The following is an 11,746-nucleotide window of genomic DNA, read 5'->3' as shown; positions in this document are numbered from 1 at the left end:
TTCAATCCTCGTCAAGCTTGCCTATGGATTCACCGTTATACTGGGCTTGCCATGGCAGCTTTTTTAATTATCACTGGTATTACTGGCACGTTATTGGCATTTCATGACGAGCTAGACGATGTCTTCAACCATAAACTGGCTCAGGTTGAGAAACAAAGCGCATCACATCTGCCTATTGCCGAGCTTCATGACAAGGTCATCAGTGCGTACCCTCAATATGCTTTTTCTAGCATGCCAACCTCGATAGCAGCAGAGAGGTCGGCTGTATTTTCGGTAGATAGAGCACGAGGAAAAGCCGCCCAAAACCAACCAAAAGCACCGTTTCAACAAGTTTATGTCCACCCTTATACTGGCGATATCATTGGTACTCGTGATAGAGATGAGTGGGCATGGCGCAACACCATGTGGAAAGTGTTTTGGTTGCATCGCGATTTATTACTGGGTGATATTGGAAAATTGCTACTAGGGATTGTCGCGCTCGTGTGGACGATTAATTGCTTTATTGGCTTTTACTTAACGTTTCCTAGAGCGATCAAGAAAAAAGCACAGAACCAAACCTCGCCTAAAAAACGTGCCTCATTTTTTAAACGCTGGTTACCAGTGTGGAAAATCCGTACTAAAAGTAATATGTTTAAATTGAATTATGATCTACACCATGCCTTTGGGCTATGGCTTTGGGGGATCTTGTTTGTCATCGCGTGGTCGAGTGTTGGTTTTAACCTAAGAGAGGTCTATCAACCTGTGATGTACGCTGTCGTAGGACTCGAGGAAAGAGGTGAAAGACAGGAGAAATCAAGAAAGCCATCAGAAAAAGCTGAGCAGGCGTCTGGTGCAGAAACAGCGAATAGGGTTAAGGCTGTAAACAATGAAGATGTCGATGTCGAGGCTGTTGATGTGGTCAACAAAGCCAATAGCATTGCTTATTTAAGTCAGCAGGCAAACATCGCTGCCCAAAGCAAGGACATGATAGTACGGGAGTTTTTAGGCATACGCTGGATTGAAGATGAGGGTCAATGGCAGCTGCGCTTTAAGACAGATAAGGACATTGGTAAAAAAGGCGGTGCATCATCCATCACAGTCAATGCAAAAACGGGTAGCGTTGAACAGGTGAATTTTGGCTATCAAAACTCATCATTTGGTAGCAAAACAAACAATTGGTTGATGACTTTACATATGGGTCATATTGGCCATGGCATCGGTCACTTACTGTATCAAATATTTTTAGCACTGGTAGGTTTGGCTGTGACAGTGTTGTCCATTACCGGCGTCTATTTATGGTGGAAAGGTCGACAGCAGCGACTTAAAGCATCACAAAAACTTAAATAGATATTAAGATATAAAATTAATATGCTCAATATATTGCTAGTACCAATGTGCTAATAATATATTGAGTTTTTTATTGCGTACTTGAATATAACCAGTCATTAAACCGTATCAACAATCACTGGACGACCCTGATGACTTAGGACAGTGACATCGACGTTGTATAAATCTTTCATCGTCTCTTGAGTAATAACATCAGCAGGACGACCTACAGCGGTCACTTCTCCTGCTTTCATCGTAACCACAGTATCTGCAAACTGTGCCGCTTGGTTGATATCATGCAGGACGATCACCACGGTTTTTTGCTGATTATGGCTAAGCTGGCGTAGCTCACGCATGAGTCGACCAGCATGATACATATCTAGGTTGTTCAGTGGCTCATCGAGCAATAGATAGGGCGTATCTTGGCAGACAATCATGGCTATTAGCACGCGCTGTCGCTGTCCACCCGATAGCGTTGACAAGAAGCGCTCGGCAAGTGGCTCAAGCTCAAAGCGCTCGAGGATTTCCTGTATTTTTTGCTGATCGTCGGCGGTCGGTTGTCCTTGATGATAAGGGTAACGACCAAACATCAGTAGCTCATGTACGCGCAGGCGTCCTTGTACATGGTTGTCTTGCCCGAGCATCGCGACCGTCTTGGCCAGCGTCCGCGCCTGACAGCTGACAATATCACGTTCCTCATTATCTACAGCGAAGCTCACCTGCCCAGATTGTAGCGGCTGCAAACGGGCCATGACAGAAAACAACGTAGACTTCCCAGCACCGTTAGGCCCAATCAAAGCAATCACCTGCGCCGTTGGGAGGGACAACGTAATGTCATGCAAGATTTGCTGTTTGCCAATATGGTGAGAGATATTATTCAGTTTAATCATAGTCAGTCTTATTTAAAAAAGTCTTAGGGTTTTCTCTATCAACAGCATCAGCTAAATAAACAATGTCAGCTAAGTAGTTATAACGAACGGCGTTGAGACATAAATATCAATGCTAAGAACATCAATCCACCTGCTAGCTCTATCACGACGGACAATACGCCTGCCATATCTAGCACTTGCTCAAAGATAGTCTGACCCAGCACTAAGCAAATCATAGCGACCAAGCTGACCAATATCAGCCGCTCAGTGTGATACATATGTCGCGCGATACGATTGGTCAATGCGCAAACCAATAGACCAAAGAAAGTCACTGGACCGACCAGAGCAGTGGCCGTGGCAACCAATACAGCAATGACAGTTAATAGACCAAATGCTAAACGTTGATAGTTGATACCAAGGTTGACGGCCTGCGCTTGTCCGAGCATCAACACATCGCACTGGTAACGCCAGCGCCATACAAATATCGCGGTGATGACACAGATAAATAAGCTGATACCTAGTAGCTGAGGGTTGACTGTGTTGAACTGCGCGTAGCTAGCAGACTGTACAACCACAAAATCATCAGGATTAATCAGCCGTGCAATAAGTGCTGATAAGCTGCGAAACAACACACCAAAGATAACGCCCACCAATATTAGCCGCGTCAGATCCTGACTGCTTTTAGAAAATAATAACTTAAACAATAATAAAGATGCCCCAAACATCAGAACAATCTCTAGCGTGAACTTGGCAATAGGATCGAGACTGGTAAAGCTAATCGCACCTAAAAAGAAAACCAGTAAGCTCTGCAACAGAACATAGAGTGAATCAAACCCGAGTAGGGAGGGCGTTAGGATTGGATTGTGAGTCAACGTCTGAAACAGTAACGTCGACACGCCAATCGCATAGCCAACCACTATCAGTGCCAGCAGTTTTTTGCCGCGTAACGGTAGCGCAAAGTCCCAATAGCCATTGACATTGAGTGTCATAAACAAGGTCATCGAGATAAGTAGAATAATAGCTGCTATGGATTTTGGATGGGCAGCTATCCATGCCCAAAGCTTTGCCAACTGACCTTGTGCAGCGGCTGAATACTGACCATCTGCTGAAGATGAGTTATCTATCGCTGTGCTGGTTTTGGTAGCACCAGTCTTGGTAGAAGTAAGCTTAGTTGATGAGAACATACAAAAATCCTATGGTGCCAAGCTTATCTAATAAGGCAAAAAATGAACGACGGTAAGTGAGTGTTGAAAATTAATACACAGTTAGTAAACATAGTGCTACTGCTCAGCTGGTGCACGTAATAACAGCCATAAAAACAGCACTGTACCAACCACACCAAAAATAGTGGCGACTGGCACTTCAAATGGATAGCGAATAGAGCGCCCGATAATATCGCATAGCAACACAGCTGAAGCACCAAGTAGGGCAACTGCTGGCAAGCTGCGACGCAACTTATCTCCCATTAGACGGCTCACAATGTTTGGCACGACCAGCCCAATAAAAGGAATCATGCCTACGGTCAGGACCACGACAGCGCTCATCATGGCTACCATGCCCACACCAATCCAAGTGACTTGACGCTTACTGATACCCAAGTTTAAGGCGATATTGTCACCCAAACCAACGATTGTCAGCTTGTCAGCAATAATATAGGCCAATACACACAGTCCACCCGTGAGCCACAGCAGCTCATAGCGCCCTGCTAATACGCCTGAAAAATCCCCAAACTGCCAAACACTGAGCATCTGTAGCGATTCGGTTTGATAGGCGATAAAGGTAGTGACGGCTTCAATAATACCGCCAAAGACAATGCCAATCAGCGGAATCATCAAAAAATCAGTAGGCGGAATGCGGTGAATGAGCAGCATAAATAGCATCATGCCAAAGACGGCAGCGATGGTTGCCACGCCCATTTTGACAATAAGGGCACTGGCAGGGAACAGCAGACTGACCACCAATAAACCAAGTGCAGCACTCTGAGTCGCACCAACCATAGAAGGCTCTACAAAGCGGTTTTTTAGCACTACTTGGATAATCATCCCAGCCACTGCCATTGCAATACCAGTCAAAATAATGGCGATGGTACGCGGTATACGGCTAACCAATAGTAATGAGCTATCGGAGTTGGCACTCTGAGTCAGCAGGCTCTGCAAGATACCTGACCACGAAAAGTCAGCCACACCAATAGATAAGCTCAATAACACCAAAAGCCCCATAAGAATGAGGCTTGCTGTATTGATGAACCACGGTGGTATGACAGTACGTCGATGTAACGCATTGCCAGTACCGCTCTGCCAGCTTGACGCTGATGGAGCAGTACTGGATTTGAGCCTAGCATGAGTACGGTGTGAAAATAACGACATAATCTCTACTGGCTGAAAAATGAGCAGGGTTAACGGTAATAGTACCTACTTGTGCAATAATCGTTTTTATAAGCAACGACATTATTTAGCGTTAGTAAAAGCATCTTTGATCGTCGTTAGATCTTGCATCCACTGGTAGTAGCCGCCAAATGCTAAGTAAGAGTCTGGGCTCAGATAAACCACTTGCTGCTTACTCCATGCATTGCTCTGGGCAACCAATGGATTGTCTAATACGGCCTTGGCACCAATACCGTCTTCACCAATTGCAGCACTACGGTCGATGACAAATAACCAATCTGGATTGGCTTTTTGGATGTATTCAAACGATATCGGCTGACCATGAGGCGCATCAGCAATTTTGTCATCTGCCATCGGCACACCTAACACAGTATGGATAAAACCATAGCGAGATTTGTCACCATAGGCTGACATTTTATTGCCATTGACCATGACGACTAGGCCAGTGCCTTTATTTTCTTTTGTTAGACTCTTGGTCTCAGTGATGAGTCCATCGATGTTCTGTTGTAGCTTAGCGGCTTGATCGCTTTTACCAAATAATGCACCTAAATCATGCAGGCGCTGCTTGCTTGATTCATAGATATTGGCTGTATCAATACTCATGTCCAATGTCGGCGCGATACTTGATAGCTCGTCGTATTTTTCTGCCATACGTGAACCGACCAAAATAGCTTGCGGCTGCATTGCATTTAACGCTTCAAGATCCGGCTCAAACACAGTACCTACCGATTTTGGATCAGGTTGCGTCTCTGAGTGTAGATTCTTTAGCAATAGACCACCAGGCATACCATCGACCGCCACATCTAGCGCCGCCAAATCTTGCATCAACGTCATGTCATAAACGACAAGTGGCGATGGGTTCATAGCCAGCTCAACATCACCTTTTACGGTATTGACCATGATTTTCTCAGCAGATACAGCGTCATTATTGGCAACGTTCTGTGATTCATCAGCCGTTGGGTTTTCGGTTTTGGCGTCTGCTGGCTCAGAGTCATTAGATTCAGGCGAGCTACATCCTGCCACTACCGTAGCTAATAACGCTGTCATGGCAGCAGTCAGTAATGGACGTTTAAAAAAAGAGGCGGTAGATCTGCTAGATAATAAAGGTGTCAGCATAATGAACTCGGTCTATCAAAAAATGTTTAAGCAATTGTCTAAAATAATTGCAAATGAATGACGCTAAAATGTTAAATCTGAAAGATGCTTAAGATAAAAAGCATAAAATAAATAGTCTACTTAGGGCGTGTCCTCAATTCAAACGAGTATCCTCTAAATGGGCTAAAAACAGCTAAATTTTGCCAAACATCGTCAAATAGTTGGTCAATATCTCGATATTATCTGCACTATTTTCCTCGTTTGACGGCAATTTATCTCATTTTTATCACCATTTTTAAAATGAGGACACGCCCTAGTACCACTCACTAATTTTTTATACGAATAGTTTTTATAAAATAGTATGAGTAGACAAGGCAGACGTTATAATAAAGTAGTTGAGACTCATTATCAATATAAATGATAATGGTTTTTATTAACAGTACTTGCTATATTAAAGGCAACGTCTCATTTGATGTAAAGATAAGATTCATAGTAGTGAAGTATAGAAGTAAGGAACGTTCATAGAAATGAGCGTTCTGAGAGGTAAAACTACTAAGCAATGCCATGTGTCAGAGATGTATTAAATAGCGAAAATATTGTAAATTATTATTGATAATAATTATCGTTTGCATTATTATCTACGCCATTCTACTCTGAGTAATAAACATTAGGCTGTTATGAGTTCAACGGATTTAGACGCGCCACCACTTAAGTCGTTATTGCTAGCTATTGTTGCAGTACTAGGACTCCATGTGCTTGCCGCAATTGCACTAGTGGCAATAAAAACGCCTGAACTCAAACCTGAGCCAAAAAAAGAGATGTCACCACTTGAGATAAAGTTTGTGTCATTACCGGCAAAAACGGTCTCAACTGAAGTAGAAAAACAAACAGTCACAGCAAAAAAAGAAGTACAGCCTGAGGTACAAGTTCAGCCAGCGCCGCAACCTGAACCAACGCCTAAAGAGGCGGTTAAACAACCAACAGAGACACCAGTAAAACCAAAAGAGCCTGTTGTAAAAAATATAGAGCCGAAAGTGACGCCTGTGATAGCGTCAGAAAAGCCTCGTCCTGATACCAATCAAAAAGTAGCCCCAAAAGAGCCGCTACCGAAACCAAAGGTTGATAACTCAGCAGTTGAAGCACAGCGCAAAGCAGCTGCCCAAGCTGAATCAGAGCGTCAAGCCAGAAAAGCTGAGCAAGAGGCGCAAGCTAGGGCAGAGCAAGAGGCCAAGAGGGTCGCTGATGCAAAAGCTGCCGCTCAAGCGAAGGCTGCCGCAGAGGCCGCCGCTGCACAAGCAAGAGCTGAGGCAGAAGCAGCAGCTGCTTTAGCACAGAGTAATGAGCCTGTGAGCTTTACTGCCAGCTCAGCCAACTGGGCATCTGCGCCAAACTTTAGTTTCCCTGAGCGCGCCGCACGTAGAGCCCGTTCTGGTGATACGCTCAACGTTGTCTTGGTATTACGAGTCAACAAGCAAGGCGGTATCGATAACGTGCGCGTTGCTCAATCATCAGGTAATCCGCTAGTAGACAAAGAAGCCCGACGTCAAGTGCGATCTGGCAAGTTCAAACCCTTTACTAAGAATGGCGTACCTGTGGTAGGTGATGTGACCCTACCGATCAGTTACGCGGTTCCTTGATAGCTCATACTTTATAACAACGTATCTATTAATCACTTTTCATTATAAAACTAAACATGATATTTACCTCAGTATCATGTAATGGCATTACACCTTAAGGAGTCTGACATGGACTTTATGCAATACTGGCAGATCAGCGACATGGTGACGAAAACGTTGTTCTTTTTGTTGCTTGCGTTATCTATTCTCTCTTGGGTGACAGGTATCGTCCGCGTATTGCAAAGCCGCAAACTGGCGACCAATGTAGCAGATGATTTGAGTCAGCAATTACAAGCCAGACAGTCTGATTTGGTTGGTACTGATGCTGCCACACGCCGTTTGGTGACTGAGCAAACTTTACTCAAGCACATCGGTCGCTATCGTTTTGCTAGTGAGCGCGGTCTGCCAATTCTTGGCACGACGGCAGCGATTGCACCGTTCATTGGCTTGTTTGGTACGGTATGGGGTATTTTCCATGCCTTGCACAACATCGGTATGAGTGGTCAGGCAGGATTGGGACAGGTTGCAGGACCAGTCGGTGAAGCATTGATTATGACAGGTCTTGGTATTGCAGTAGCGATTCCAGCCGTGGTGTTTTACAACCTTGCAGTACGTATCAATCGACGCATAATGTATCAAGCCAACGACAGAGCGCATGATTTATTGGCGCAATCAACGGGTCTTGTGGATACTACCAAGGTAACTGCGAGCCATGCTACTAGCGTCTCTCAAGTGCATGCTGCACCCAGCAGTCGTTCAACGACGAGTGAGACGCAGCATACCAATAACTACAGTAATTCTGTGCCAAAGCAGCTATAGATAGTACTAGTTCTACAGATACTGATTTTGTAAACGTTAGGTCCGTAAACATTAAGGCTGCAAGCGCTAGGTCTGTAAAGGCTCAAACGACAAGTCGAAAAACCGTCAAAAAACGGCTTGGCTGTGTGAAAATAACTAAAAGCATTGAGAGTAACTATGGCATTTCAATTGGGTGATGATGACGTACGAAGCATGGATGAGATGAACCTCATTCCGCTGATCGATATCATGCTGGTATTGATGATTATATTTTTATTGACAGCGACCGTGCTGAATCCGACGGTGCCTTTAGATTTGCCAGAGACTAGTGCAGCGCTCAATGAAACGCCGCCAGAAGCGATTCAAGTCAGCATTGATAAGGACGCGGGAATATTCTGGGATAGCGACCCAATCAGTATGGAAGAGTTAGAGACACGCTTGCAGCAACAAGGCGCGACTGGTAAGAATCCAGCGGTACAGTTACGTGCGGATAAAGAAGGCAAGTACGATACGGTTGCTCAAGTCTTAGCAGCCGCAAGTAATGCTGGACTGACCAAAATCGCATTTGTGAATGAATAGCTTAGTAGCTAAATCTCTAAGAGCTTAATAATAGTGAGTTAGTGCTAGTAGCTTTGACTTTATATTAGAAAACTGGCTAGATAAATCAATAGCCCGACCAGTAATACAACCAGCACCGCTATAATAAAAACAATTAAAATAATAAAATTTTCTCCAACCTCATTAACTACTTAAACCTCAAATTAAGTCGTTAGTGAGGTTTTCTTTTTTTACCAGCCATAGCCAAACGGACGATAGCCGTAACCGAAACCTGCATGTCTGTAGCCAAATGGGTAAGGTGAGCGTAAGTAGTCGAGATCACGTTGGCGAATATAGTAGTAGCGCCCTTGAGAGTAAGCTTCTTCTAACTTCTCAATACCTTCTAACGGACAGACAGGTTGCCAGTCATAGCCTTCGCGACCGAGCTTATAAGCATTCAATTCAGTACAGTAGTTTTTGAGACCTTGTTGACGGCCTTGCTCCCATTGGATACGGTTAGGGCTAGCACCGCCGACACTGGCGCAGCTATTGGTATAGTGACCGAAGTAGGCACCAGAACGTCCTTGCGAGCCATCAGTGTAGCCGACTTCTTGCCAGTTGCTGCTTTGACACTGCTGCGGGGTTAGGCTCTGAGTCGTGGCACAGCCTGATAATGTCAGTACGACCGCGCCAAGTAGCGATAGGCTCATGCCTGTTTTGCTCATGACTTTACTCATCAGCTTGCGAGCGTGATAAGCGCCCGATGAGTTTGACTCAATAAGATAATTCATAATAAACCTGCGCGCGTTTAAAATTATGGTTTATCATAGCACTTTTTTGAACTGACCACTTTTCGCATCTGGTTTTTATAGTGTACTGTACTCAGTAAGTTTGTATACGCTAAATAGCTGATTTAATAGTGTAACTTGCTAAATTGTCATATGCTTTAAAAGCACCTGTTGCACCGCGATTGGACGACAACGCTTGATTTTTAATGGTTCGTGCTCATTATAAGCCCTTATATATCGTTGTTTATTATCGTACTAATCGCAAAACTATATGTACTATTTATAAATAACGGTTCATTAGCGATATTTACCGCTATATCTCTTAGTATCTTTTTCATTTAGTCAAAAGGCCAGACCATCATGGGAACATTGATTGGCGTTATCATTGTACTATTCGTATTAGGGAGTATGATGGCGCTCAAACCGAACGGTATCGATCAGCGTTTGGATAAGCTGCGTATGACCGCGCGTCGTCTACAGCTCAATCCAAAACTCGTTTCGTGCCCTGATTGGATCAAAGGCCGTGACAATGAGTATGGCCGCGGTATGCTTGGACAGTACTGCCTGATATTTGAAGACACTAAACTGCCGCATACCCGTTATCAAGTGATTGATGGACAGTGGCGACCAGACAGCAGTTTTGTCGATACCAGTACAGATGATAAGACGCTTACTATTCCCAGTGCGATTCGTTCTAGTCAAATCAGCAATAATCCGACGGTCAAAAAAACTGATTTTAGCTTGGATCAAGTGCCGTTAGATTTGCCAGTAAGTATCGAGCCGTTTGTTAAAGGTCTATTGACCAAGGCCAATAGCATTATTATTTATTGGGAAGATATTGCTTATGTACGTCCAGCATCTAACCCAACGTATCATCAAAAACGGATCGAAGCGGACTTATTAGTGCTCAAAGAAAACCTTGAGAAGTGGGCGCTACAGATGCAAAAACAAGCATAAACCTAGTAAAGCGTTTTTTCGTCTCCATTAAAGGGCAATATGCAAGCGGTTTGTCATATTCAAATTATTTAAAGTTGACAGTTTAACGCTTAGCAGTGTAACGTCTTTATAACTATATCTTTATTTTATGGTTATTATTTGTTTTATAACCTTTTTTATCAGCAGCGATTATTACTATAAATAGCTGAGCCATGGCCAAACCATGAGTATCCGCTTCCATAAATTGCCGTGCTGCTGAATTTAACCTTACTTTTAATTTACTTATATTATGGTGTCGTCAAACATGGCAAAAACCACAACCAAAAAAAGTCCAGCACCAGCTGCGGACAGCCCAAAAGGTAAGTCTTTGGTGATTGTAGAATCACCAGCCAAGGCAAAAACGATTAATAAATACCTTGGTGATGACTTTATCGTACGCTCAAGTATCGGTCACGTCCGTGATTTGCCGGTCAGTGCGAGCAAAAGCGCAAAGAAAGCAACGACCGCTAAAAAAGATGACAGTCTGACCAAAGAAGAAAAAGCGCAGCAAGCACTGGTGCGCCGCATGGGTGTAGATCCAGAGCATGATTGGGCAGCAGTCTACGAAGTATTACCAAACAAAACCAAAGTCATCAAAGAGCTTAAAGCACTAGCCAAAGACGCTGACAAAATCTATCTAGCAACGGATATGGATAGAGAAGGGGAAGCGATCGCTTGGCATTTAAAAGAAGTCATCGGTGGCCCTGATAGCAAGTATCAACGTGTGGTCTTTAACGAGATTACCAAGTCAGCTATCCAAAGTGCGTTTAAACAGCCTTCGAAATTAGACATTGACCGCGTGAACGCACAGCAAGCCCGTCGCTTCTTGGACCGTGTCGTTGGCTTTATGGTATCGCCACTATTATGGCAAAAGATTGCCCGTGGACTGTCGGCAGGCCGTGTACAGTCAGTCGCTATGCGTTTGGTCGTTGAGCGTGAGCATGAAATTCGCGCATTCATTCCAGAAGAATACTGGCAGATTCATGCGGACACGCACATTGCTAATGGTAAAGCCAAAAAAACCTCAGACGCTGAGCAAATCGGTATCCGCTTAGAGGCGACCAAACAAGGTGGAAAAACTTTAAAGCTTGGTAATAAAGAGCAAACCGATAAAGTGTTAGAGGTGCTCAAAGCAAGCGACTTTATCGTCAAAGAGCGTGAAGAGAAACCAACGCAATCGCGTCCAAGCGCACCGTTTATTACTTCGACCTTGCAACAGGCTGCTAGCACGCGCTTAGGATTCTCTGTTAAGAAAACCATGATTTTGGCGCAGCGTCTATATGAAGCGGGTCATATTACTTATATGCGTACTGATTCGACGTTCTTATCAGGCGACGCACTTGCTGCTGTCCGTGGTCATATCGAAGACAGCTATGGCG

11 protein-coding genes are annotated in these 11,746 nt (G+C 44.2%); 6 read left to right on the top strand and 5 right to left on the bottom strand.

Going from position 1 to position 11,746, the window contains the following annotated elements:
• Positions 1-51 precede the first annotated feature (51 nt).
• Entirely contained in the window at positions 52-1,326 is a 1,275-nt protein-coding gene (locus B2863_RS06630) for a PepSY-associated TM helix domain-containing protein (RefSeq protein WP_414706903.1), read from the top strand.
• Positions 1,327-1,424: 98 nt separating this feature from the next.
• Here B2863_RS06630 and B2863_RS06625 read toward each other — a convergent pair whose 3' ends face one another.
• The 4 genes from B2863_RS06625 to B2863_RS06610 all read right to left on the bottom strand — a co-directional run bounded on the left by B2863_RS06625 (position 1,425) and on the right by B2863_RS06610 (position 5,674).
• Complete coding sequence (locus B2863_RS06625) at positions 1,425-2,195, bottom strand: ABC transporter ATP-binding protein (RefSeq protein WP_296208453.1); 771 nt, start codon at positions 2,193-2,195, stop codon at positions 1,425-1,427.
• Between the two features lie 77 nt (positions 2,196-2,272).
• The gene (locus B2863_RS06620) at positions 2,273-3,358 is read right to left on the bottom strand and encodes an iron chelate uptake ABC transporter family permease subunit (protein WP_296208451.1); all 1,086 of its coding nucleotides are present in this window, start codon (positions 3,356-3,358) and stop codon (positions 2,273-2,275) included.
• Between the two features lie 96 nt (positions 3,359-3,454).
• Positions 3,455-4,540, bottom strand: a complete 1,086-nt coding sequence (locus tag B2863_RS06615; protein WP_414706902.1) for an ABC transporter permease — start codon at positions 4,538-4,540, stop codon at positions 3,455-3,457.
• Positions 4,541-4,621: 81 nt separating this feature from the next.
• Positions 4,622-5,674 (bottom strand): siderophore ABC transporter substrate-binding protein, encoded by a 1,053-nt coding sequence (locus tag B2863_RS06610; RefSeq protein ID WP_296208448.1) that lies wholly within the window; start codon positions 5,672-5,674, stop codon positions 4,622-4,624.
• 656 nt (positions 5,675-6,330) lie between these two features.
• Between B2863_RS06610 and B2863_RS06605 the strand changes: the two genes are divergently transcribed.
• The 3 genes from B2863_RS06605 (at position 6,331) to B2863_RS06595 (ending at position 8,646) form a co-directional block, all read left to right on the top strand.
• Entirely contained in the window at positions 6,331-7,290 is a 960-nt protein-coding gene (locus B2863_RS06605; RefSeq protein WP_296208446.1) for an energy transducer TonB, read from the top strand.
• A 108-nt stretch (positions 7,291-7,398) separates the two neighbouring features.
• On the top strand, positions 7,399-8,088 hold the full coding sequence (locus tag B2863_RS06600) for a MotA/TolQ/ExbB proton channel family protein (RefSeq protein WP_296208443.1): 690 nt from the start codon (positions 7,399-7,401) through the stop codon (positions 8,086-8,088).
• Between the two features lie 156 nt (positions 8,089-8,244).
• Positions 8,245-8,646 (top strand): ExbD/TolR family protein, encoded by a 402-nt coding sequence (locus B2863_RS06595; protein WP_025651314.1) that lies wholly within the window; start codon positions 8,245-8,247, stop codon positions 8,644-8,646.
• A gap of 209 nt (positions 8,647-8,855) precedes the next feature.
• Here B2863_RS06595 and B2863_RS06590 read toward each other — a convergent pair whose 3' ends face one another.
• The gene (locus B2863_RS06590; protein ID WP_224737762.1) at positions 8,856-9,395 is read right to left on the bottom strand and encodes a DUF2799 domain-containing protein; all 540 of its coding nucleotides are present in this window, start codon (positions 9,393-9,395) and stop codon (positions 8,856-8,858) included.
• 357 nt (positions 9,396-9,752) lie between these two features.
• Here B2863_RS06590 and B2863_RS06585 point away from each other — a divergent pair, with 357 nt between their 5' ends.
• Positions 9,753-10,349, top strand: coding sequence for a hypothetical protein (locus tag B2863_RS06585; RefSeq protein WP_165598520.1), 597 nt, complete (start codon positions 9,753-9,755; stop codon positions 10,347-10,349).
• A gap of 283 nt (positions 10,350-10,632) precedes the next feature.
• On the top strand, positions 10,633-11,746 hold a 1,114-nt coding region (locus tag B2863_RS06580), incomplete at its 3' end, for a DNA topoisomerase (RefSeq protein WP_296208440.1).

The organism is Psychrobacter sp. UBA3480 (assembly GCF_002377945.1).
In the GTDB taxonomy this organism is placed as follows: Bacteria; Pseudomonadota; Gammaproteobacteria; order Pseudomonadales; family Moraxellaceae; genus Psychrobacter.
Note: the sequence above shows the minus strand (reverse complement) of the source record. Positions and strands in the feature narration are given on the sequence as shown.

What these genes read in the sequence shown, in the direction of transcription:
- B2863_RS06625 (WP_296208453.1), bottom strand. Translation starts at nt 2,195, where the DNA reads ATGATTAAACTGAATAATATCTCTCACCATATTGGCAAACAGCAAATC.
- B2863_RS06610 (WP_296208448.1), bottom strand. Translation starts at nt 5,674, where the DNA reads ATGCTGACACCTTTATTATCTAGCAGATCTACCGCCTCTTTTTTTAAA.
- B2863_RS06620 (WP_296208451.1), bottom strand. Translation starts at nt 3,358, where the DNA reads ATGTTCTCATCAACTAAGCTTACTTCTACCAAGACTGGTGCTACCAAA.
- B2863_RS06585 (WP_165598520.1), top strand. Translation starts at nt 9,753, where the DNA reads ATGGGAACATTGATTGGCGTTATCATTGTACTATTCGTATTAGGGAGT.
- B2863_RS06605 (WP_296208446.1), top strand. Translation starts at nt 6,331, where the DNA reads ATGAGTTCAACGGATTTAGACGCGCCACCACTTAAGTCGTTATTGCTA.
- B2863_RS06595 (WP_025651314.1), top strand. Translation starts at nt 8,245, where the DNA reads ATGGCATTTCAATTGGGTGATGATGACGTACGAAGCATGGATGAGATG.
- B2863_RS06630 (WP_414706903.1), top strand. Translation starts at nt 52, where the DNA reads ATGGCAGCTTTTTTAATTATCACTGGTATTACTGGCACGTTATTGGCA.
- B2863_RS06600 (WP_296208443.1), top strand. Translation starts at nt 7,399, where the DNA reads ATGGACTTTATGCAATACTGGCAGATCAGCGACATGGTGACGAAAACG.
- B2863_RS06615 (WP_414706902.1), bottom strand. Translation starts at nt 4,540, where the DNA reads ATGTCGTTATTTTCACACCGTACTCATGCTAGGCTCAAATCCAGTACT.
- B2863_RS06590 (WP_224737762.1), bottom strand. Translation starts at nt 9,395, where the DNA reads ATGAATTATCTTATTGAGTCAAACTCATCGGGCGCTTATCACGCTCGC.